A 22,578-nucleotide genomic window follows, 5' to 3' on the forward strand; every position below is an offset into this window, starting at 1 on the left:
TACCGCGAAACGGCCCCGTCCGCGGCCGCCGGCACCCCCTTCAGGCCGGCAGTGCTCCTCCGGGCCTGCGGCTCTCGAGCATTCGCAGGATGCCCGCCACTGCGGCCCTGCCCGCCCGGTTGGCTCCGATGGTGGACGACGACGGCCCGTAACCCACCAGGTGCACCCGTTCCTCCGCTGCCACCTGGGTGCCGTCCATGGCGATGCCCCCTCCACTGCCGCGCAAGTGCAACGGGGCGAGATGCTCCAACTCGGCGCGGAATCCGGTGGCCCAGAGGATCACGCCGGCCGCCAGGAAGCTTCCGTCAGCCAGCCGGACCCCGCCGGGTTCTATCTCCGTGAACATCTCCCGACGGGCCAAGGCGCCGCGCGCGGCAGCTGCACGCAGCGCGGGGCTCCAGATCAGTCCCGTCACCGACACCACGCTCTGCGGCGGAAGTCCCTGCCGGACCCGCTCTTCAACGAGGGCGACGGCGTCGTGCCCCGCTTTCTGGTCAAAGCCTGCTTCGCGCCACACAGGTTCCCGGCGCGTGAACCAGCTTGTGGTGGTGACCTGGGATATCTCATCAAGCAGGCCAACGGCCGATATGCCGCCGCCCACCACAATGACGTGCTGTCCGCGGAAATCTTCTGCCGCCTCGTAGTCGGCCACATGCAGCTGACGGCCCCGGAAGGTGGACTGACCCGGGTAAATCGGCCAGAACGGCCTGGTCCAGGTGCCCGTGGCGTTGATGACCGCCCGTGCGGACCAGCTGCCCGCTGGGGATTCGATCCTCAGGCGTCCCGACGGGTCGTCGTCCTCCCGGGAAACCGAGCGGACCTTCACCGGCCGCACGATGTTGAGCCCGAGCCCGTCCTCGTAGTCCCCGAAGTATCGTGAAAGGAACCCTGAACTTGGCTCAGCCGGGTCGACGTCCGGCTTGGGAATGCCCGGCAGGTCGCTGATGCCGTTGACTGTGGCCATCCGGAGGCTTTTCCAGCGGTGGCGCCACGCGCCGCCGGGTCCGGCTTCGGCGTCCAGCACAACGTAGGAGCCCGGCGCGTCCTGCACATCCGCTGCAGCATCGGCAGAGCCGGATTCTCCAGCGGGGCGGAAGCCGCGACGCTGCAAATGGTAAGCCGCCGACAAGCCGGCCTGGCCCGCGCCAATCACGACTACGTCCGCGGCCTGCAGCTCCACCGCCCTGTCCACCGCCCCGGCATCAGGGATTCTCCCCACCTAGACTTTCTTGACCACGCTGGATTTGAGCTGCATTGGACCGACGCCGTCCACCTTGCAGTCAATGTCATGGTCTCCCACGCCGTCCATGAGCCGGATGCCCCGGACCTTCGTCCCCACCTTGATCACTGTGGAGCTTCCCTTGATCTTGAGGTCCTTGATCACGGTCACGGTGTCACCGTCGGAGAGGACGTTTCCCACTGCGTCCTTGATGACTGCCGCCGCTGCTCCTGAAGTTTCCGCGGCATCGGCGGACCACTCGTGGGCGCACTCGGGGCAAACCAGCAATGCTCCCATCTCATAGGTGTACTCGCTGGCGCACTCAGGGCAAGGGGGAAGGGATTCGTTCACGCTCCCATATTAGTCGAGCGTTAAACAGCAGAAGCCGCGCTGGCCCGTCAGGGGCTGCGCGGCTTCTGCTGTTGAGATATCGGTGGAGCTGAGGGGACTCGAACCCCTGACCCCCTGCATGCCATGCAGGTGCGCTACCAGCTGCGCCACAGCCCCGAACTCATGTTTCCTTCGGAGCGAGCTCCGTAAGCAACTTGATTATCTTAAACCACAATCGTGTAAGACGCCAACTCGACCGCGGTGCGCGGCGGACCATCCGCCGTCGTTCGCTGCAACTGTACAAAAACAGCGCGGGAAACAAAAAAGTCCGCCGAAACCTTTCGATTTCGGCGGACCATCCGGTGGAGCTGAGGGGACTCGAACCCCTGACCCCCTGCATGCCATGCAGGTGCGCTACCAGCTGCGCCACAGCCCCGAATTTTCATTGCTCCGGCACCTTCAGTCTTCACCGTAGGGCCCGGTTCTGCGTCCGGATCTCTCCGAAGCAACTCAAATATCTTAGAACAGCCGTTCCGAAAATTCCAAATCGGGCATATTCGGTGGGGTCTCCGCGCTACTCGCTTTCGGAGGAGACGGCTGTCTTGGCCGAGGCGTCATCCCCGAGCTGGAGGTCCACCACGGGGCAGTCCTTCCAGAGACGTTCAAGCGCGTAGAACACACGGTCTTCCTCGTGCTGGACGTGGATAACGACGTCCGAGTAGTCCAGCAGGACCCAGCGTCCGCCGGAGCGGCCCTCGCGGCGAACAGGACGAAGATCCTGCTTGCCCAGTTCCTCTTCGATGCCGTCGACAATGGCATTGACCTGGCGCTCACTGGGCGCCGAAGCGATCAGGAATACATCGGCCAGGGCCAAACGCTCGCTGACGTCCAGGCCAACGATGTCCTGGGCTATTTTGTCCGCAGCGGCACGCGCAGCTACGCGGGCTATGGCGATGGATGAATCTGTTGCAGTCACGGGACTCCTTGTAGTGTTTTAAAGCTATGTTCGTCCGGCGCTAAAGGAATCAGCGCCGTAGTGTCGGAAGGGCAGCCGCGCAGGGTGATGCGCTGGTGCGTTGGATCAGGGGGCCAGGCCGCTGATGATCATGGTGACGCCGGCAATCAGCGCGACAATCCCCAGTGCAAGGACTGCCAACTGCAGCAGCCGGATACGGTGGGCCCGGCCCAGCCCGGCGGTGACAGCGTCCAGCGGCTCCAGGCCGTAGGCGGTATTGGCGGCCACACGCGGCCGGTCAACGAAATTCTCGCCGGCTTCGGCAGACCAGGAATCAGCGGGTGCCGAGGCCGCTGCCGGGGCTGCCGCAGGATCAGCAGCGGCCTTGGCTGCCGCCTCCGCGCGGGCAAGGACGCCGGCACGGCCTGTCACCGGCCCGGCAGTCCGCCTCGTCGGGCCGGATTTGCGTGCACCCTTGGCGCCGGGCGGCTGCAAGCGCGGGCCGGGATTGGTGACCACAGGCACATACGTCGTGGCAGGCTTTTTCATCACCGGCCGGTCAATGCCCGGTACCTTCTCGAACTCCAGCGGAGTGACCATCGCAAGGTTGCTGACGGCCGACGGCTCGGTCTTGGGGTGGGCAGGCTGACTGGCCTGTTCGGCCAGCTTCTGCTTGGCCAAGGCCCGTTTGTTCAGGATCGCGGCGCGCTCGGCCAGGGCGATCTGCTCCGCGAGGATTTCCGGGTCGACCGCTTCGGGATCGTTCGCCGCGATGTGCTCCATCTTGGCAATCTGGTTCCTGGCCTGTTCGGCGATAAGGGAACGCGCCGCGAGAGCCTGTTCGACGGTCATGCCGTCAGGAAGCTTGCTGTCCGCGTTCACCTGCGGGGAACCGGACCCTGGCGCTTCCGCCCCCTGAGTGGCCGCCTGCGGCGCCGGCTGACCCGGACGCGCCTGAGGCGCCGGCTGACCCGGACGCGCCTGAGGCGCCGGCTGCCCGGGACGTGCCTGCGGCACGATGCGCTGGGCTGCGGTGCGGGCCGGCGGAACTATCGGGTTCGCGGCCGTGGCCGGTGCGGCCTCCGCCTGGAGCTGCTGGAGGCGGAGCTGGCGGCGTGTGGGCGGACCTCCGCCGGACAGCCGCTCTTCCTTTTGCGCCAGTTCCTTGATGGTGCGAAGGGCAGCACGGTCCCTCGCCCGGCTCTGCGAGGAGCGTTCCGATCCCGAGGGGGTCCGGACGGAGTCCACGGGACCCGGAGCGACCCGGCGGATCCGGCCTGTGCCGTCCTCCCGGGAAGCAGCCGGCGTCCCGTCTCCGGGCAGTTTGGAGGCAGGGGGAACGGGACCCGGTGCCGAGGGCCCCGTATCCTGGTGCGATTCCGCGCGCTCAACTCGGGCCTGCCGCAATTCGCGGCGGCTACGGAGGGGAGGCTGTTCCTGGCTCATCTAACAACTCACTCGGTACTGGCTGGTTCGTGTAACTCGGTAGGTGCGGCCTTGCTGTCCGGGTCGGACTGCCCGGCATACAGGCCGTATTTCGCAATATACTGGACCACCCCGTCGGGCACGAGGTACCACACGGGGTTGCCGGCCGCGACGCGCGTCCGGCAATCAGTGGACGAAATTGCCATGGCGGGCACTTCGAGGAGGCTGACGTCCTTCCGGCCCATCCCGTCGAGGACGTGCCCCGGCCGGGTCACACCGACGAAATGCGCCAGCGACCACAGTTCATCGATGTTCTTCCAGGACAGGATCTGTGCCATGGCGTCTGCGCCGGTGATGAAGAACAGGTCTGCATCCGGCCGTTGCGTCCGGAGGTCCCGCAGGGTGTCGATGGTGTAGGTGGGGCCTGGACGGTCCACATCGACCCTGCTGACCGTAAACCTGGGGTTGGATGCTGTGGCAATGACGGTCATCAGGTACCGGTGCTCCGGTTCGCTGACTTGTTTGTGCGTCTTTTGCCACGGCTGCCCGGTGGGTACGAACACCACTTCGTCGAGGCCGAACTTGGCCGCAACTTCGCTGGCCGCGACAAGGTGGCCGTGATGAATGGGATCGAACGTCCCACCCATCACACCCAAACGCAGGCGGCGCTTGGCGCCGCGCCGCTTCAGGACCGCAGTGATGTTAGTGGCCTTGGCCGTGATCGTGCTTGTTCGGGTGCTGGCGGTGGGGGTCCGAGTGCTCCTCGACGGCTTCGTGCCGGTTGCCGAGGTTGCTGTAGGACAGCGTCACGAACATCATGACGAGCATGATCGCAAAGATGGCCACGCCGAAAACCCACGGTTCGGCCCACAGCGGAGCCAGTTCTTCATGTTCGGCGACGGACGCGCCCACCTGCTGCAGCAGCATTTTCTCCCCTAAAGAGTTCACACAATGACGACGGCGGTCATTCCCGCCGTTCCGGACTTCTGTTCCATGTTACAGCGTTGCTAGCTGCGGATCTGGCCCTCGCCCTGGACGATCCACTTCGTGGTCGTGAGCTCGGTGAGCCCCATGGGGCCGCGCGCGTGGAGCTTTTGGGTGGAAATGCCCACCTCGGCGCCCAGTCCCAGTTCCCCGCCGTCCGTGAACCGGGTGGAGGCGTTGACGATGACCGCTGCCGAGTCGATTTCGGAGATGAAGCGTTCGGCGTTGGCGAGGTCGTTGGTGATGATGGCCTCCGTGTGTCCGGTTGACCACTTGCGGATGTGCTGCACCGCCTCGTCAAGGCTGTCCACCATGCCGACCGCGAGGTCCAGGTCCATGTACTCGGTGGCCCAGTCCTCGTCAGTGGCCGGCACTGATTCCACTGACGCAGGCAGCGCTGCGCGGATCCGCTCGTCGGCGTGCAGGGTGACTCCGGCCTTCCGGAGCGCCGCGGCGACGGCGGGCAGGACTGTGGACCCGGAATGAACCAGGAGGGTCTCCACCGTGTTGCAGACGCTGGGCCGCTGGGTCTTGGCGTTGAGCAGGATGTCCACTGCCATATCTTCACTGGCGGATTCGTCAATAAAGATATGGACGTTGCCCTCGCCGGTCTCGATGACCGGGACGGAGGAATTAGTGACGACCGTCTGGATCAGGTCCCTGCCGCCGCGGGGAATGAGGACGTCCACCCGGCCGCGCGCCCGCATCAGCACGTTGGCTCCTTCACGGCCGAACTCGTCGACCGTCTGGACGGCGTCTGCGGGCAGGCCGACGGAATCGAGGGCATCGCGGAGGACCCTGATCAGGGCCTCGTTGGTGGATGCGGCGGCTGTGCCTCCGCGAAGGATGACCGCGTTGCCGCTTTTCAGCGCCAGCCCGGCAATGTCCACCGTCACGTTGGGGCGGGCCTCGTAAATGGCGGCGACGACGCCCATGGGGACGTTGACCTGGCGCAGGCGCAGGCCGTTGGGCAGCGTCTGGCCGCGGACAACGTTCCCTACAGGGTCAGGGAGGCCCGCGAGATTCTCCAGCGCGGCTGCCAGGGCGTCGATCCGTGCGTCATTCAACGTCAGGCGGTCCAGCAGGGCCGCGGACGTTCCGTTCGCGCGGCCGGCCTCCACATCCTTGGCGTTGGCGGCCAGGATCCGGGCCTTGCCCGCGAGCAGTGCCGCGCCGATGGCGCGGAGGCCCTTGTCCTTCCAGGCGCGGTTCGCGCGTGCCATGCTGCGGGCAGCGTGGCGGGATCGGTCAGCGATGGCGTGCACGGCAGCCTCGACCTCAGCCGGGGACAGTTGGGCATTTTCCGGCGCGGCAGATACGTCCGTGGAGTCGTTGGATTTCTCGGCGGCTTGGTGAATCAGTGCCTCAGTCATCATTCCAGTCTAGGCGAATCAGTCCGCTAGACCAGAACCAGGTCGTCAACGTGAACAACCTCACGGTCGAATCCGCGGCCGAGGGACTCCCCCAGTTCCACTGTGGAACGCCCCAGCATTTGCGGCAGTTCGTCGGAGGAATAGTTGACCAGCCCCCGGGCGATGACCGTACCGTCCGGCGAAACCATTTCGACGGCGTCGCCGGATTCAAAGGTGCCCTCAACGGCCGTGATACCGGCCGGGAGCAGCGAAAAGTGCTGGTCCCGGACAGCCCTGACGGCGCCGTCGTCGAGAATCAGCCGGCCCTGCACGTGCGCGAGGTGCGCGAGCCACATCATGCGCACCGACTTGCGGCCGCTATTGACGGAGAACCACGTTCCCACGTCCTCGCCGTTCAGGGCGGCGGCGGCGTTCGCAGTGGACGTGACCAGTGCGGGGATGCCCGAATCGGCGGCCATCGTGGCGGCCTCCACCTTAGTCTGCATGCCGCCGGTTCCGACACCGGCCTGACCGGGCTTGCCGATGTTGACGCCCTCGAGGTCCTGGGGGCCGTCAACCTGCGGAATCCGCTTGGCTCCCTTCGAGGGAGGCCCGTCATAGAGCGAGTCGACGTCGGAGAGCAGCACCAGGGCATCAGCCCGGACCAGGTGCGCCACCAGGGCGGACAGCCGGTCGTTGTCACCGAAGCGGATCTTGTGCGTTGCCACAGTGTCGTTTTCGTTGACCACGGGCACGACGCCGAGGTTCAGGAGACGGTTCAGGGCGCGGAATGCGTTCATGTGGTGGCTGCGCCGCATGAGGTCGTCCGCCGTCAGCAGGACCTGGCTGACCGTCACGCCGTGCGCTCCGAAGGCGTGCGTGTAGCGGGCCATGAGGAGCCCCTGGCCCACGCTGGCGGCTGCCTGCTGGGTGGCGAGGTCCCGGGGGCGCTTTACAAGGCCCAGCGGGGCCAGTCCTGCCGAGATGGCGCCGGAGGAAACGAGGATGATCTCGGTTCCGCCGTTGTGCTTGGCAGCCAGCGCGTCGGACAGTTCAATCAGTGCCTCTTCGGAGATCCCACCTTTGAGGCTGGTGAGTGACGACGATCCGACCTTGACGACGATGCGGCGTGCCCTGGCGAGCATGCGGCGGTCGTCGGTCCTGGGTTCCTCGATGACAATTGCGGAATTATCGGTCACGTGTGCGGGTTCACTCCTCATTTTCGGTGGTCAGTCCGCTCTCCTTGAGCGGCCGTGCGGCACGGCGCCCGCTGACTGATTCGGTCCAGATCCCGGCCTTGCGCTCGGCTTCCAGCTCGGCCCGGGCCGCAGCCTTGGCGTCGCGGCGCTCCTGCTGCTCGTCGCGCTTCTGCCCGCGGGTGGGGCGGTCGCCGATGTCGGCGAAGCGGACATCCGTGCCGCGGGGCGAGGCGAGCAGTTCGGCGCCGGCCATCATGGTGGGCTCCCAGTCGAACACCACGCCGTCGTCTTCACCGATCACTACGGTGTCGCCGGGCTTGGCGCCCTGCTTGAACAGCTCGTTTTCCACGCCCAGTTTGGCCAGGCGGTCGGCGAGGTAGCCAATCGCTTCCTCGTTGGTGAAGTCGGTCTGCTTGACCCAGCGCACGGGCTTGTCGCCCAGCACGCGGAACAGCGGCTCCAGGTTCTTTTCCTCGCGGCGGATCTTGAAGCCGGACTCGTTGACTGCCCGCGGGCGCAGCACGGGTGCGTGCACCTTGGGAGGCGTAGCTGCCACCGCGTCACGGGCGGCCTTGACGATCTCCGCCATAGCGAAGCCGAGCTGGCGGAGGCCTTCATGGCTCGTAGCGGAGATCTCGAATACCCGGTAGCCGCGGGACTCCAGCTCGGGACGGACGAACTCGGCCATGTCCTTGCCGTCAGGCAGGTCGACCTTGTTCAGGGCCACCAGGCGGGGCCGGTGGTTCAGCGGGACAACCTCGCCGTCGGAGCCGGCGTAGCTCATGTCAACCGCGTATTTTTCGAGTTCGGCTTCGATGATGGCCAGGTCGGAGAGCGGATCGCGGTCAGCTTCGAGCGTACCGCAGTCCAAAACGTGGACCAAAGCTGCGCAGCGCTCGACGTGTCGCAGGAAGTGATGGCCGAGCCCCTTGCCTTCGCTGGCTCCTTCGATGAGTCCGGGGACGTCGGCGATGGTGAAGCGTACGTCACCCGCCTGGACGACGCCCAGGTTGGGGATCAGTGTGGTGAAGGGGTAATCGGCGATCTTGGGGCGTGCCGCGGACATGGCGGCGATGAGGCTGGACTTGCCGGCGGACGGGAATCCCACCAGGGCGATGTCCGCGATGGACTTCAGTTCCAGGACGATGTCGCTGGACTCGCCTTCGATGCCGAGCAGGGCGAAGCCGGGAGCACGGCGCTTCTGCGATGACAGTGCGGCGTTGCCCAATCCGCCCGGACCGCCGGCGGCGGCGACGAACTCGGTGCCTTCGCCGACGAGGTCAGCCAGGACACGGCCGTCCTTGGACTTGACGACGGTGCCTTCCGGAACGGGAAGGATCAGGGTTTCGCCGTTCTTTCCGCCGCGCCAGTCGCCCATGCCGGGTCCGCCGTTGGTGGCATGGCGGTGGGGTGCGTGGTGGTAGTCCAGCAGCGTGGTGGTCTGGGGGTCAACGCGCAGGATGACGTCGCCGCCGTCGCCGCCGTTGCCGCCGTCGGGACCGCCCAGGGGCTTGAACTTCTCGCGATGGACGGAGACACAGCCGTGACCGCCGCTACCGCCGGATACGTGCAGTACTACCCGGTCTACAAAGCTCGCCACGTGAATCTCCTCTGTGCTTAACCTGACCGTCTTGGACGCCCAAATTGATTGTAATGCGGTTAAAAGAACAGTGGAGCGGGCCATCATGGCCCGCTCCACCGGTTTAGATCTTGTTGTTACTCTGCAGCTGCAGCAGCAACGATGTTCACGACTCGACGTCCGCGGCGGGTGCCGAATTCGACGGCGCCGGGGGTCAGTGCGAACAGGGTGTCGTCGCCGCCGCGGCCTACGCCGGCACCCGGGTGGAAGTGGGTGCCACGCTGGCGGACGATGATTTCGCCTGCGGAAACTACCTGGCCGCCGAAGCGCTTGACGCCGAGGTACTGGGCGTTGGAGTCACGACCGTTGCGAGTGGAGCTCGCGCCTTTTTTATGTGCCATTTGAAATGCCTGCCTTAAAAATTCTGGGGAATCTGCTGAAAACCTGAAAAGTAACGGAAGGTTACTTGATACCGGTGATCTTGACCTTGGTCAGTTCCTGACGGTGACCCTGGCGCTTCTTGTACCCGGTCTTGTTCTTGAACTTCTGGATGACGATCTTCGGACCACGAAGGTCCTGGAGGATCTCAGCCGTAACCGTTACCTTGGCCAGGTCCGCAGCGGCAGACGTGACTTTGTCACCGTCTACCAGGAGCAGTGCGGGCAACTCAATGGTGCTGCCGGCTCCACCGGGGACGCGGTTCAGGGTAACGAAGTCTCCAACGGAAACCTTCTCTTGGCGGCCGCCTGCGCGGACAATCGCGTACACCACTGGGGAACTCACTTCTCTCGACGTTTATTACTAGATTTGCGTGCGGAACCTGGGTCCAAATTGTTTGGCCTGGTTCACGCTGTGCCTCAACGCCGGTGGATTCCCCGGGGGAACCCATGAGTTATCCACGAACAATGCGTTTGGAATCCAAACGGACCGTCCTGAGGTTATAACCCAAGTGTTGGCGTAAGCACCGAAGATCTAGAATACGCTAATTTTGCCTTCGGTCGCAAATGAGGCTGGCTCCGGTGGCAGTACGTGATAGGCGCCACTCTGTGTAATACAGGCTGGTGCTGCAACGACTTCCGGAACCGTGCCCCACTATCCTACCGGCTTCGGAACCCTCTGAGGTGCAGCGTGCAGCCGCGGCGCGTCGAAGAAGTCCACCTCGTAGCGGCATGACTGCCGGAAGGCCACCCGCATGGCCTGGCGTTGCGTTTCAGATGCAGCACGGGCGGCAGCGTCAGCGATGCGAACCGCCTCCCGGGTGGCCGCGGCGAAGTCCTCGTCAGCGTAGGTACGGAGCCACTCGGCGTAAGGGTGGCCTGCCGGCGAGCCGGCCGCCAGGAACTGTCCGTGCAGGGTTGTGCCCACCTCGGCGTAGAGCCAGAAGCACGGAAGCACCGCGGCGACGAGCACTCCATAGCTTCCGGAAACGGAGGACGCCAGCAGGTGGTCCACGTAGGACTTGGTCACTGGCCCCAGGCCGTCGTCCACGTTCCGGGTGCTGAGCCAGGTCCTGTGCAGTTCCGACTCGACTTCAAGGCATTGTTGGGCCGCGCGCGCCCAGAACAGCTGCTCGGCCTCGGCGGGGGCAATGGCGGCGGCGCGGGACAGCACCCTGGAATAGCCGTTCAGGTAAATGGCGTCCTGGGCGAGGTAATACGCAAAGTGCTGCTCGGTGAGGGTGCCGTCGGCCAGGCCGCGGATGAAGTCCAGCCCGTAGATGTCGTCCAGGTCCGGCCCGGCGTCCTGCCGGAGCGCCGCAGCGAACTGCCCTTCGGCCGGTGCGTCCGGGTCTTTGGGTGCCAGATGGTGGAAATGATGGACCGGACCGTTGCCCGTTCCCACCTCCAGCCCTTCAGCCTCCCGGAGCGCTCCCTGCAGCCACGGCTTCACTTCCCGCAGCGATGCCTCCCAGTCCCCCAGCCTTGCCTGCGCGGTGGCCATCGCCGAGGACAGCGAACAGCCGGTGCCGTGGCTGTTCCGGGTGGTGATCCGCTCGCCGGGGACAACCACAACGTCCTGGGCGAGCAGGCCTTCGGTGTTGACGAGCGCGTCGGGGCAGGCACCGCCGTCGAGGTGTCCGCCCTTGACCAGGACCGTGGTGCCCGCCTGGGCGGCGAGGCGCTTGCCCTGGCCGAGTGCCTCCTCCCAGTCGCAGGCGAGGGGTTCGTTGAGGAGCATCGCCAGTTCTGCCAGGTTCGGCGTGACGAGGTCGGCAAGGGGCAGGAGTTCACGCAGTTCCGCCTCGGCCGCCTCCTGCAGGAGGCGGTCCCCGCTGGTGGCGACCATGACGGGATCAAGAACCACGACGGCGGGACGCGCCTTCGCCAGCCAGCTGCGGACGGCGGCAATCACCGCAGAGTCGCCGAGCATGCCGATCTTGACTGCGTCGACGCTGATGTCATCGCTGATGGCCTCCAGCTGGGCGGTCAGGAATTCCGCCGGGGGTACGTGGACGGCGCGGACGCCGTGGGTGTTCTGCGCCGTCAAGGCAGTGATGGCGGCCATGCCGTAACCGCCGTTGGCCGCAATGCTCTTGAGGTCCGCCTGGATCCCGGCCCCGCCTGACGGATCGGAACCGGCGATGGCCAGCACCCGCGGGGTTCTGCGCACGGGGGCGCCGTTGGACCCTTCGGGGGCTGCCGTGGAGGCAGGGGTGGGCAGGAATGATATTGCCAAAGGAGACATCCCTTCGCCGGTGCTAACCGGACAGGTTCAACGGGTGTGGATCTCAGCCGGCCCTGTGCGCGGCACCCCGTGTCAGTCCCCTAGCCTACTGTTTCCCCGCAACGAACTCGCGGGTGCGGCCCGAAACCGGCGTATTGCTACGCCTGCCTCGGGCCGCACCCGCGATGTCAGCCTGTGGAACCTGCCTGCGGCTCAGAGCTCGGAGGCGGGAACACCCACGCCGAGGATGATCGGCTCGTTAGCGGGCGCCTTGGCGGGCGCGTCCTTCTGCGCCGGCTCGGGTGCCTTTGCTTCGTGGGTGTGACCTGACGCCGCCACCGGAGCAGTCTCATGGTGTTCCACCGACGTCTGGTTCGCTGCGCCCTGGGCACGGCTGGCGCTCCGGTTGCGGCGGGGACGGCGCGCCCGGCCCTGCACCGCAGTGTGGTCGGTGTAGTCGGCTTCAGCATGTGCAGCCGGTGCCTGGACGGGTTCTTGAGCCGCCGGCTGAGCCGAAACCTGCTGTTCGGGCGCTGCCGCCGGTGCCTCAGCCGGAGCAGGCTCACCAAGGTGCGCGAAGGCCTCAGCCAGCCGGTCAAGCGTCAGGGCCGCGCCCGAGGCAGGTGCTTCCCCGGCATGCTCGACAAACGGCAATGCCACCTTTTCGCCCCCGAAGGTCAGGACCGCAGCCGGACGTCCCGAAGCAGCCACCTCCGTTTCGGATGCCTTGGCAGGCCGGGCCACGGCCGGAGCTGGCTGGCTCGTTGAGGGTCGGGTCGCGGAGGGCAGCGCTTGAGCGGGCTGGCCCGTAGCGGGCTGTGCGGCCCCTCCCCGGATCGGCGTGCCCGCCTGCCCGGAGGGTGCCTGTCCGGAAGGTCCCTGGGCTGCCAGCGCCTGCCCTACTGCCTGTGCCGCGGCGGCTGCAGCGGGGGCAGCGTGGCCGGCTTCGGCGTCGTGCAGGTGGGCTGCGTGAGCAGCGGCAGCGATGTTCGCCAGCGCCACGCGGGTGGCCTCGGCCTTGGCGTGGCGCTCGGCCTCGGTGGGCTCATGATGCGCCGGAGCCGGCGTCGACGGAGCAGCCTCGGAAACCGGCTGGCCGCCCTTGCCGCGGCGGCGGCTCTTGCGCTCCGTCCGTGGAGGCTGCTGGGCTTCGGTGCGCTGTACGTGGTGCTCGGCGGCAACGGTGTTGGCGCGGCGGTGCTCCACGGGCTCGTCGTGGGTGACGATGCCGCGGCCGGCGCAGGCCTCGCACTGCTCGCCGAAAACTTCCAGCAGCCCGGTGCCCATGCGCTTGCGGGTCATCTGGACCAGGCCCAGCGATGTCACTTCGGCAACCTGGTGCTTGGTCCGGTCGCGTCCGAGGCATTCCACCATGCGGCGCAGCACGAGGTCGCGGTTCGATTCCAGCACCATGTCGATGAAGTCGATGACGATGATGCCGCCGATGTCGCGCAGCCGCAGCTGGCGCACCACTTCCTCGGCCGCTTCAAGGTTGTTCTTGGTGACGGTTTCCTCGAGGTTGCCGCCGCTGCCGGTGAATTTGCCGGTGTTGACGTCCACCACGGTCATGGCTTCGGTGCGGTCAATCACCAGCGAGCCGCCGGAGGGCAGGAAGACCTTGCGGTCCAGGGCCTTGTGGATCTGCTCATCGATCCTCCAGGCCGCAAAGATATCCGTGTCCTTGGTCCACTTTTCGAGCCGGCCCACCAGGTCCGGAGCCACGTACGTCACGTACGCCTCGATGGTGTCCCAGGCTTCCTCGCCGGAGACGATCAGCTTGGAGAAGTCCTCGTTGAAGACGTCGCGGACAACCTTGATGGTGAGGTCCGGTTCGCCGTAGAGGAGCTCCGGGGCGAGGATCTTGGTGGACGTGGCCTGGCTTTCAATGCCTTCCCACTGGGCCCGCAGGCGGTTGATGTCGTGGGTCAGCTCCTCCTCGGACGCGCCCTCGGCAGCGGTGCGGACGATGACGCCGGCGTCTTCCGGGAGCCGGTCCTTGAGGATCCGCTTGAGGCGGTTGCGTTCGACGTCGGGCAGCTTCCGCGAGATTCCGGTCATGGAACCGCCGGGAACGTAGACGAGGTAGCGGCCGGGCAGGGAAACCTGGCTGGTAAGGCGGGCGCCCTTGTGGCCTACGGGGTCTTTGGTGACCTGGACCAGCACGGAGTCGCCGGATTTCAGCGCATTCTCGATGCGGCGCTGCTTGCCCTCGAGGTTGACGGCGTCCCAGTTCACTTCACCGGCGTAGAGCACGGCGTTGCGGCCACGCCCGATGTCCACGAAGGCGGCTTCCATGGACGGCAGCACGTTCTGGACCTTACCCAGGTAAACGTTGCCGATCAGGGAGTCCTGTTGGGTCTTGGAGACGAAGTGCTCTGCGAGGACGCCGTCTTCCAGGACGCCGATCTGGATTCTGTCGTCGCGCTGGCGGACGATCATCTGGCGGTCCACGGATTCGCGGCGGGCCAGGAACTCTGCCTCGGTGATGACGGTGCGGCGGCGGCCGGTGTCGCGGGATTCGCGGCGGCGCTGCTTCTTGGCCTCCAACCGGGTGGAGCCCTTGACGGAGGTAACGCGGTTGTTGACCGGCGCCTCGCTGACAGCGCGCGGCGCACGGACTCGGGTCACCGTGTTGGGCGGGTCGTCGTCTCCCCCGCCTGTCAGCTCAAGGTCCTGGTCGCCGCGGCGGCGGCGGCGGCGACGGCGGGAGGTCACGCCGTCGTCCGTGGTCCTGGGGGACTCCTCATCGGTGTCCTCGTCTTCGGCAGCACCTTCGGCAGGTTCCGACTCGCCGCCTGCTTCCCGGTCAGTCACACGGCTGCGGCCGCGGCGTCCGCGGCTGCGGCGGCGGCGGGAGCCTCCGGCCTCGCCTTCCTCGCCGTCGTCTTCTGTGCCTTCCTCTTCGTTTTCCTTGGCTACGGCAGGGGCGGCTGCCGGCCGGATCACGGTGCTCAGGTCCGGTGCCTGGAAAATCATGGAAGTGACCGCGCCGGGCTCAAGGAAGAGCGCACCGACGGGGCTGGCCGCTTCGGCTGCTGCGGGCTGCTCAGGCTCCGCACCGACGGCTGCTGCGGGCTGCTCAGGCTCCGCACCGACGGCTGCGGCGGGTGCCTGCGACGTGGCCGGCTCCTGGATGGGAGTTTCCTCGGGTGCAGCTTCCGGGGTTACATTTTCCGGGCCGGCGGCGGCCACTTCTTCTTCAGCTGCTTCGGCTTCCGCAACGGGCGCTGCGGGCGCCTTGGCGCGTGAGGCGCGGCGACGGACCGGCTTTTCAACGACGGCGGCTTCGGCCGGGGCTGAGGGCACGGCTTCCTCGGCCGAAGCCGCCTCACCCTGCACGTCAACCTGCGCGGCGGCGTCGTCGGCGAAGACCGGAAGCGGCTCGGCAGGTTCCACCTTCTTGCGGGAGCGGCTGCGGCGGGCCGGGACCTTCTCCTCCACAGCTTCGGTCGCACCGGCTTCTGCTGCGACTGTCTCGGCCGCCGGGGCTGCCTCTGATGCGCCGGCTTCGGCAGACTCCGCCTTGGGGACGGCTTTGCGCCTTGTCCGGACGGCCCTCCTGGGCGCTTGGGGCGCTGCTGCCTCTTCGCTTGCAGCGGATTCTTCGTTAACGGCTAGAACCTGATCATTATCCATATGTAGCGACACTCCTGCCCCTGACGCACCGCCACATCCGGCACCCATTGGGGCACATATTGTCAAAACCCGCAGGCGTTGACAGAAGTCAATTGGATACCCTCAGGTTCGCACCGGCAGTGGGGTGCGGCAGCCCTGGAGGGCCGGCGGCATTGTTCTGAAACCCGTTGTTCCTGAAAGCCACAACCAGGTGCCGTCCAATGGCATTGCGGGGAGGCCGGGATCTGTCATGGATCCGGAGCGTGCCCTGCTCATCATTGGCGGTCTTACAAACAAGCCACCGGACCGGAATTCGAATGTGGATCGTATTCCAGCCAGCTTCATTCTCTCATACGGACACTCAAACACGGTGGAAGCAGGGACATCCCGCACACAATCAGGGCGCTGCCGGCCGGAGCCTGTGCTTGCCTTCCAGCCTCCGGCGTTACAATCAGGGGCGAGGAGCCCTCGAGAAAAAGGACGCGACATCCCATGCCCAGCATCTCCAATTCCATGCAGCACAACTTGATGGACGGCGACCGCCGCGAGCATGCAGCGGCCGGGGAGAGCCTGCCCGCCATGACCAGGGACAAGCCGTTCGGCTGGCTGCTGGTCATCACCGGGGTGATCGGCTGGCTCGCATCAGGCGCCCTGGTCCTGGAAAAGCTGGCGGTCCTCAAGGATCCGAACCATGTCACCGCCTGCGACGTCAACCCGTGGGTCTCCTGCGGCGCCGTGATGCAGACGTGGCAAAGTTCCGTCTTCGGCTTCCCCAACATGTTTATCGGCATCGTGGCCTTCGCCGTCGTGATCACCACCGGCATGGCCGTACTCTCCGGCGCCAGGTTTGCCCGGTGGTACTGGCTCGGCCTGCAGGCCGGCGTGACCCTTGGCTTTGCCTTCGTGGTGTGGCTGTGGTCGCAGGCGCTGTACTCCATCCACATCTTGTGCCCGTTCTGCATGGTGGTCTGGGCCGCGATGATTCCGCTCTTTGTGTGGGTCACGGTCCGGAACATCACGCACGGGGTGATCAAGGTTCCGGCCGGCGCGGCGAAGATCGCTGGCGACTCCGGCTGGATCGTCACCGCCCTGCTCTACGTGGCCGTCATCGCCACGATCTTCTTTGCCTTCATCCAGGTGTTCATCGGGACCTCCGGCTACTAGGCCCAAAGTGCGAGCGTACAGTTGAGGCCCCCGTTTCTTCGGAAACGGCGGCCTCAACTGTACGCTCGCGCTTAAGGCAGGGTGCCTAAGTGTCCGCTCGCGCTGGTTGCGCGCTGGTGGCGGCTAGTCCTGGAACCAGATCTTGATCTCGCGCTCGGCGGACTCGACGGAGTCGGAACCGTGGACCAGGTTCTGCTGCACCTTCAGGCCCCAGTCGCGGCCGAAGTCGCCGCGGATGGTGCCGGGCGCCGCCGTCGTGGGGTCGGTGGTGCCGGCGAGCGAACGGAAGCCCTCGATCACGCGGTGGCCCTCGAAGATTGCCGCGACGACCGGTCCGCTGAGCATGAACTCGACGAGCGGCTCGTAGAACGGCTTGCCCACGTGCTCCTCGTAGTGCTGCTCCAGCAGTTCGCGGCTGGCGTCGACCTTCTTGAGCTCGGCCAGGGTGTAGCCCTTGGCTTCAACCCGGCCGAGGATGGCGCCGGTCAGGTTGCGGGTCACGCCGTCGGGCTTGATCAGGACGAGGGTGCGCTCAATGCTCACAGCTGCTCCAATGTGTTGGGGTGGGATTCGGAAATAAGTCTAGTTGCTTTGGTCTTCGGGGTGCGCGGCTTCCCATTCGGCCTGTTCGCGTTCGCGCTGCGCGGCCTCGCGGTCAATCCGGATGCCGGTCCGGATCCCGTACCACCAGGCCACGGCGAAGAGGATTCCCACGACGAACATCATGGGTTCGATGAATCCTGCGAAGATCAGGACGAGCTGCAGGATCCAGCCCAGGGCCACACCCCACGGCTTGGACAGCACGGCGCAGGTGAACACCAGCAGCAGGCTCAGGCCAATGCCGACGGAGAGGATCACTGCCGGCGGGAACTCGTCGCGGCGGAGACCGAAGACCGCCAGCGTGGCGAAGAAGGCAACGAACCCTTCGAGCACCAGGACCGTGGAGGCGAACATGACTTTGGTGGAGCGACGCTTCCTGGGCATGCCCGGCCGCCACTCCCGCTGCGCCTTTGTAAGTCTGGCCATGGTCAGGCGTCCGCCTTTCCGAGCAGGATCCGGGCTTCCGCCACGAGCGTGATGGAGCCGGTCACCAGGACGCCGCCGGCGAGGTCCTCGTTGGCTTCGGCATGCTCCACGGCCCACTCCAGGGCGTCGTCGAGCTTCTCGGCAACATGGATGTTGTCCTCGCCGAAGCCCAGGTCCAGCGCGATTTCCGCGAGGTCCTCGGCCGGGACTGCCCGGGGCGAGTTGGACTGGGTGAAGCAGTATTCGGCGGCGAGGTCACCCAGGGACTCCTTGAGCTGGCGCAGGATCTCCTCGGCGTCCTTCTCCTTCAGGACACCCACAACCACCACCAGCCTGGTGAAGCTGAAGGCCTCGTGGATTGCCTCGGCCGAAACCCGGATGCCCTCGGGGTTGTGGGCGGCATCCACGATGATGGTCGGGGCGGTCCGGAGCACTTCCAGGCGGCCCGGGGACGTGACCGTAGCAAACGCCTCCTGGAGGACGTCGGCGTCGAGCGCCTTCTCCCCGCCGAAGAAGGCTTCCAGCGCAGCGACGGCGACGGCGGCATTCTCCGCCTGGTGCGCTCCGTGCAGCGGCACCAGCAGCTCCTCGTACCGCCCGGCCAAACCCTGGATGGTCACCACCTGCCCGCCGACGGCGACGGTCCGGGATTCAACGCCGAACTCCACGCCTTCGAAACGGTATGGTGCCTGGACTTCGCGGGCCTTTTCGAGCAGCACCTGGGCGGCGCCGACCGGCTGTGCGGCACTGACCAGGAAACCGCCCGGCTTGATGATGCCCGCCTTTTCGTAGGCGATGTCTTCGGTGGTGTCGCCCAAGAGGTCAGTGTGGTCCAGCGAAATGGGGGTCACCACAGCCACCTGGCCGTCGCCGACGTTTGTGGCATCGGTGATGCCGCCCAGACCCACCTCCATGACGGCCACATTGACCGGCTGGTCGGCGAAGACGGCGAAGGCAAGGATGGTAAGGCACTCGAAGTAGGTCAGCCGGGGCTGGCCCTCGGCTTCGAGCTCGCTGTCCACGATCTGCAGGTACGGCCGGATCTCGTCCCAAATGCGGACGAAGGTCGCATCCGGTACCGGTGCGCCGTCGATGCTGATCCGTTCGGTCACCTTGGAGAGGTGCGGGCTCGTGTAGCGGCCGGTGCTCAGGCCGTGGGCACGGAGCCCGGCTTCGATCATCCGGGCGGTGGACGTTTTGCCGTTGGTGCCGGTCACGTGGATGATCGGGAAGGCCTTGTTGGGCTCCCCCAGGACATCCATGGCCCGGAACAGCGGCGCGAGGCGCGGCTCCATTTTGTTTTCCGGGGCCCTGCCCAGCAGCTCGGCGTAGACGCTCTCCACGGAGAATTCGTCGGTCATTGTTTAGGCCTCTACTTTGTCTGCCGCGGTCTTGACAACGCTGACCTGCGGTTCCTTGACGTCGTCCGCTACGGTGTCCAGCTGGATCGTGAGCGTTTCGGTCTTAACGAGCTCCGCGTTGGCCAGCAGGGCATCGACGACGTCCTGCTTGGCTGTGACCGTGGTGCGGATCCGGTCGCTCACGTTGAGTCCGGCGTCCTTGCGGGCCTGCTGGATGGCGCGGACCATGTCGCGGGCCGCACCTTCGGCTTCCAGCTCAGGAGTGACTTCGGTGTTGAGTACCACGAACCCGCCGCCGGGCAGGACGGCCGCCGCACGCGATCCTTCGCCCTCCGCGGCTTCCGCCACGACGGTTTCCAGCGTGTATTCCTGCGGTTCCAGTTCCAGCCCGCCAGAAACAACGACACCGGCGACGCCGTTTATTTCCTGCACGGACCAGTCGCCGGACTTGGAGCCCTTGATGGCCTGCTGGACGTTCTTGCCCAGGCGCGGGCCGGCGGCCCGGGCGTTGACCACGAGCTTCTGCTCGATGCCGAATTCCTCCGGGGAGGCGCTCTCGGCGTCGAGCAGGCGGACGGACCGCAGGTTCAGTTCATCGGCGACGACGGCGGCGAAGCCTTCCAGCGCGCCCGCGCCGGGTGCCACCACAGTGAGCTCCTGTAGCGGCAGGCGGACGCGCAGGTTCGCGGCCTTGCGCAGCGAGGATCCGGTGGAGCAGATCTGCTGGACCCGGTCCATGGCTTCCACCAGAGATGCGTTGGCCGGGAACAGGTCCGCGTCCGGCCAGTCGGCCAGGTGCACGGAGCGGCCGCCGGTGAGGCCGCGCCAGATCTCCTCGGAGACCAGCGGCAGCAGGGACGCGGCCACGCGGGTGACGGTCTCCAGCGCGGTGTAGAGCGCGTCGAAGGCGTCAACGCTCTCGTCGAAGAAACGCTGGCGGCTGCGGCGCACGTACCAGTTGGTGAGCATGTCCAGGTAGCTGCGGAGTTCGTCGCAGGCGCCGGAGATGTCGTAGCTGTCCAGCTGGGCGGTCATGTTGCGGACCAGGTCGCCGGTGTTGGCCATCAGGTACTGGTCCAGCGTGTCCGCGTAGCCGTCGTAGCGCAGCTTCGCATCGTAGCCCGACTCTGTTCCACCGGCTCCACCGGCCGCGTTCGTGTACAGCGTGAAGAAGCTGTACACGTTCCACAGCGGCAGGATGACCTGGCGCACGCCGTCGCGGATTCCCTGCTCGGTGACCACGAGGTTGCCGCCGCGCAGGATGGGGCTGGACATCAGGAACCAGCGCATGGCGTCGGAACCGTCGCGGTCCAGGACCTCGGAGACGTCCGGGTAGTTGCGCAGGCTCTTGGACATCTTCTGCCCGTCCGAACCCAGCACGATGCCGTGGCTGATGACGTTGCGGAAGGCCGGACGGTCGAACAGCGCGGTGGAGAGGATGTGCAGCATGTAGAACCAGCCGCGGGTCTGGCCGATGTACTCCACGATGAAGTCCGCCGGGTTGTGGGTGTCGAACCATTCCTCGTTCTGGAACGGGTAGTGGACCTGGCCGTAGGGCATGGACCCGGAGTCGAACCAGACATCCAGGACGTCCTCGACGCGCCGCATCACGGACTGGCCTTCTTCCGGGGTGCGGGGGTCGTCCGGGTTCGGGCGCGTCAGTTCGTCGATGAACGGCCGGTGCAGGTCAACCTGCCCGTCCTTGTTCAGCGGGAGCCGGCCGAAGTCTGCTTCGATCTCGGCGAGCGAGCCGTAGACGTCTGTGCGCGGGTATTCCGGGTCGCTGGACTGCCACACCGGGATGGGACTGCCCCAGTAGCGGTTGCGGCTGATGGACCAGTCACGGGCGTTGGCGAGCCACTTGCCAAACTGGCCGTCCTTGACGTTCCCCGGGATCCAGTTGATCTCCTGGTTCAGCTCGGACATCCGATCCTTGAACTTGGTGACCTCCACGTACCAGGAGGACACCGCGCGGTAGATCAGCGGGTTGCGGCAGCGCCAGCAGTGCGGGTAGCTGTGCTCATAGCTGGCCTGGCGGACCAGGCGGCCCTGGGCGCGCAGCACCTGGGTGATGGGCTTGTTGGCCTCGAACACCTGCAGGCCAACGATGTCGTGCAGGTCGCCGTGTGAGAAGAGCGGCAGGAACTTGGCGCCCTCGTCCACGGACAGCACCACGGGGATGCCGGCTTCTTCACAGACCTTCTGGTCGTCTTCACCGTAGGCGGGCGCCTGGTGGACGATGCCGGTGCCGCCGGTGGTGGTCACGTAGTCGGCCACAAGGAAACGCCAGGCGTTCTCCGTGCCGTACTTTTCGGCGTCGCTGAAGTCGTTCCAGAGCGGCTGGTACTGCAGGCCGGCCAGCTCGGCGCCGCTGTAGGTGGCGGTGACCGCAGCCTCGGCGGCCTCAACGCCGGCCGTGCCGTCGCCGTAGCCAAGGTCCTTGGCGTAAGCGCCCAGGAGGTCGGCCGCGAGGAGGAAGCTGCCCGAGACCGGAGCCTCCGGGGACGCCGCCTTGATGCCGTTGGGTCCGGCAGGCAGCACAGCGTAAGTGATGGAAGGCCCGACGGCGAGCGCCAGGTTGGTGGGCAGGGTCCAGGGGGTGGTGGTCCAGGCGAGTGCCTGTACGCCGGCGAGCTGCCGGGACAACTCCGACTCCCCCGCAGTGATGGGGAACGTGACCGTGACCGTCTGGTCCTGGCGGTTCTTGTAGACGTCGTCGTCCATGCGCAGCTCATGGTTGGACAGTGGCGTCTCGTCCTTCCAGCAGTACGGCAGGACGCGGTAGCCGTTGTACGTCAGGCCCTTTTCGTGCAGCTGCTTGAAAGCCCAGAGCACGGACTCCATGTACTCGACGTTGAGCGTCTTGTAATCGTTGTCGAAGTCCACCCAGCGCGCCTGGCGCGTGACGTAGCTCTTCCACTCGTCGGCGTACTTCATGACGGAGGCGCGGCAGGCGTCATTGAACTTGTCGATGCCCATGGCCTCGATCTGGGTCTTGTCCGTCATGCCCAACTGCTTCATGGCTTCCAGCTCCGCGGGGAGGCCGTGGGTGTCCCAGCCGAAGCGGCGCTCAACGCGGCGGCCGCGCTGGGTCTGGTACCGGCCCACCAGGTCCTTGGCGTAGCCGGTCAGGAGGTGGCCGTAGTGCGGCAGTCCATTGGCGAAGGGAGGGCCGTCGTAGAAGACGAATTCATTGCTGCCGGGGGCACCGCCGGGCGCGTCTGCGCTGCGCTGGTCGATGCTGGCCTGGAACGTGCCGTCCTGGTCCCAGTACTTGAGGATGCGCTCTTCGATCTCCGGGAACTTCACGGAGGCCGATACACCAGAGGTGTTGGAAGCAGTGGTGTTTGAGGCGGAGGTATTGGAAGGAGAGCTGGTGGAACCGGGGCCTGACGGTGCGGCTGAGGCCTTGGGGTAATAGGTCATCTCGACATCCTGGGTTGAGCTAGTGAACAAGTGGATCATTCAGGATGCGAGGACGGCCCCGTGCGCTGCTTTCCAACAACACCGGCACCGCGGTACCACCTCACTTACCGTCGCCGGACCCTGTGACAGGGGGAGCACCGGCGTCGGCCGCTCATTTGCTGCTGTGACGGGCTTACCCGTCCGGTTCTACTGCTCCGGGTTCCTGCGTGGCAGGAGTCCGAAGGTTCTTCCGGAAGCTCACCGGTGATGGCCGGGTCAACGCTGATACCCGATTCTACC

The 22,578-nt window shown here is 66.2% G+C and carries 18 protein-coding genes, 2 tRNA genes and 1 riboswitch; of the genes, 1 reads left to right on the forward strand and 19 read right to left on the reverse strand.

Annotated features, from left to right (window positions below):
* Positions 1–40: 40 nt before the first annotated feature.
* The 15 genes from WMN78_RS18495 to WMN78_RS18565 form a co-directional block, all read right to left on the reverse strand.
* Positions 41–1,210, reverse strand: a complete 1,170-nt coding sequence (locus WMN78_RS18495; RefSeq protein WP_340535310.1) for an NAD(P)-binding domain-containing protein — start codon at positions 1,208–1,210, stop codon at positions 41–43.
* Positions 1,211–1,219: 9 nt separating this feature from the next.
* On the reverse strand, positions 1,220–1,570 hold the full coding sequence (locus tag WMN78_RS18500; protein ID WP_340535200.1) for a zinc ribbon domain-containing protein YjdM: 351 nt from the start codon (positions 1,568–1,570) through the stop codon (positions 1,220–1,222).
* A gap of 83 nt (positions 1,571–1,653) precedes the next feature.
* A tRNA-Ala gene (locus tag WMN78_RS18505) sits at positions 1,654–1,726 on the reverse strand.
* A gap of 186 nt (positions 1,727–1,912) precedes the next feature.
* Positions 1,913–1,985, reverse strand: a tRNA-Ala gene (locus WMN78_RS18510).
* Between the two features lie 138 nt (positions 1,986–2,123).
* Complete coding sequence (rsfS, locus tag WMN78_RS18515; RefSeq protein WP_340535201.1) at positions 2,124–2,525, reverse strand: ribosome silencing factor; 402 nt, start codon at positions 2,523–2,525, stop codon at positions 2,124–2,126.
* Between the two features lie 105 nt (positions 2,526–2,630).
* Positions 2,631–3,950 carry a hypothetical protein gene (locus WMN78_RS18520; RefSeq protein WP_340535203.1) on the reverse strand — a complete coding sequence of 440 codons (1,320 nt, stop codon included), beginning with the start codon at positions 3,948–3,950 and terminating at the stop codon, positions 2,631–2,633.
* 8 nt (positions 3,951–3,958) lie between these two features.
* Complete coding sequence (gene nadD, locus WMN78_RS18525; protein ID WP_425341179.1) at positions 3,959–4,576, reverse strand: nicotinate-nucleotide adenylyltransferase; 618 nt, start codon at positions 4,574–4,576, stop codon at positions 3,959–3,961.
* Between the two features lie 55 nt (positions 4,577–4,631).
* The gene (locus tag WMN78_RS18530; RefSeq protein ID WP_305941291.1) at positions 4,632–4,856 is read right to left on the reverse strand and encodes a hypothetical protein; all 225 of its coding nucleotides are present in this window, start codon (positions 4,854–4,856) and stop codon (positions 4,632–4,634) included.
* Between the two features lie 80 nt (positions 4,857–4,936).
* Positions 4,937–6,286 carry a glutamate-5-semialdehyde dehydrogenase gene (locus WMN78_RS18535; RefSeq protein WP_340535204.1) on the reverse strand — a complete coding sequence of 450 codons (1,350 nt, stop codon included), beginning with the start codon at positions 6,284–6,286 and terminating at the stop codon, positions 4,937–4,939.
* A 26-nt stretch (positions 6,287–6,312) separates the two neighbouring features.
* Positions 6,313–7,410, reverse strand: coding sequence for a glutamate 5-kinase (proB, locus tag WMN78_RS18540; RefSeq protein WP_340535312.1), 1,098 nt, complete (start codon positions 7,408–7,410; stop codon positions 6,313–6,315).
* Between the two features lie 64 nt (positions 7,411–7,474).
* Entirely contained in the window at positions 7,475–9,064 is a 1,590-nt protein-coding gene (gene obgE, locus WMN78_RS18545) for a GTPase ObgE (protein ID WP_340535205.1), read from the reverse strand.
* A gap of 116 nt (positions 9,065–9,180) precedes the next feature.
* Positions 9,181–9,444, reverse strand: coding sequence for a 50S ribosomal protein L27 (gene rpmA / locus WMN78_RS18550; RefSeq protein WP_009372867.1), 264 nt, complete (start codon positions 9,442–9,444; stop codon positions 9,181–9,183).
* 61 nt (positions 9,445–9,505) lie between these two features.
* Entirely contained in the window at positions 9,506–9,814 is a 309-nt protein-coding gene (gene rplU, locus WMN78_RS18555) for a 50S ribosomal protein L21 (RefSeq protein ID WP_011692233.1), read from the reverse strand.
* A 321-nt stretch (positions 9,815–10,135) separates the two neighbouring features.
* Positions 10,136–11,728, reverse strand: a complete 1,593-nt coding sequence (locus WMN78_RS18560; protein WP_340535213.1) for a bifunctional hydroxymethylpyrimidine kinase/phosphomethylpyrimidine kinase — start codon at positions 11,726–11,728, stop codon at positions 10,136–10,138.
* Positions 11,711–11,808, reverse strand: a riboswitch (TPP riboswitch). (Overlaps the previous gene by 18 nt.)
* Before the next feature lie 112 nt (positions 11,809–11,920).
* A complete protein-coding gene (locus WMN78_RS18565; RefSeq protein WP_340535214.1) occupies positions 11,921–15,343 on the reverse strand; it encodes an Rne/Rng family ribonuclease in 3,423 nt (1,140 codons plus the stop codon).
* 471 nt (positions 15,344–15,814) lie between these two features.
* Between WMN78_RS18565 and WMN78_RS18570 the strand changes: the two genes are divergently transcribed.
* Entirely contained in the window at positions 15,815–16,486 is a 672-nt protein-coding gene (locus WMN78_RS18570) for a vitamin K epoxide reductase family protein (protein WP_425341171.1), read from the forward strand.
* Between the two features lie 123 nt (positions 16,487–16,609).
* On the opposite strand, the gene ndk is transcribed toward WMN78_RS18570, so the two are convergent.
* The 4 genes from ndk to ileS are packed head-to-tail and all read right to left on the reverse strand — an operon-like array spanning position 16,610 to position 22,299.
* Complete coding sequence (ndk, locus tag WMN78_RS18575; RefSeq protein WP_137323025.1) at positions 16,610–17,029, reverse strand: nucleoside-diphosphate kinase; 420 nt, start codon at positions 17,027–17,029, stop codon at positions 16,610–16,612.
* Between the two features lie 39 nt (positions 17,030–17,068).
* Positions 17,069–17,512 carry a DUF4233 domain-containing protein gene (locus WMN78_RS18580; RefSeq protein WP_340535215.1) on the reverse strand — a complete coding sequence of 148 codons (444 nt, stop codon included), beginning with the start codon at positions 17,510–17,512 and terminating at the stop codon, positions 17,069–17,071.
* A 2-nt stretch (positions 17,513–17,514) separates the two neighbouring features.
* The gene (locus WMN78_RS18585) at positions 17,515–18,873 is read right to left on the reverse strand and encodes a folylpolyglutamate synthase/dihydrofolate synthase family protein (RefSeq protein ID WP_340535216.1); all 1,359 of its coding nucleotides are present in this window, start codon (positions 18,871–18,873) and stop codon (positions 17,515–17,517) included.
* 3 nt (positions 18,874–18,876) lie between these two features.
* A complete protein-coding gene (ileS, locus tag WMN78_RS18590) occupies positions 18,877–22,299 on the reverse strand; it encodes an isoleucine--tRNA ligase (protein WP_340535217.1) in 3,423 nt (1,140 codons plus the stop codon).
* Positions 22,300–22,578 lie beyond the last annotated feature (279 nt).

This window comes from Arthrobacter oryzae (assembly GCF_037911235.1).
Taxonomy (GTDB): domain Bacteria; phylum Actinomycetota; class Actinomycetes; order Actinomycetales; family Micrococcaceae; genus Arthrobacter; species Arthrobacter oryzae_E.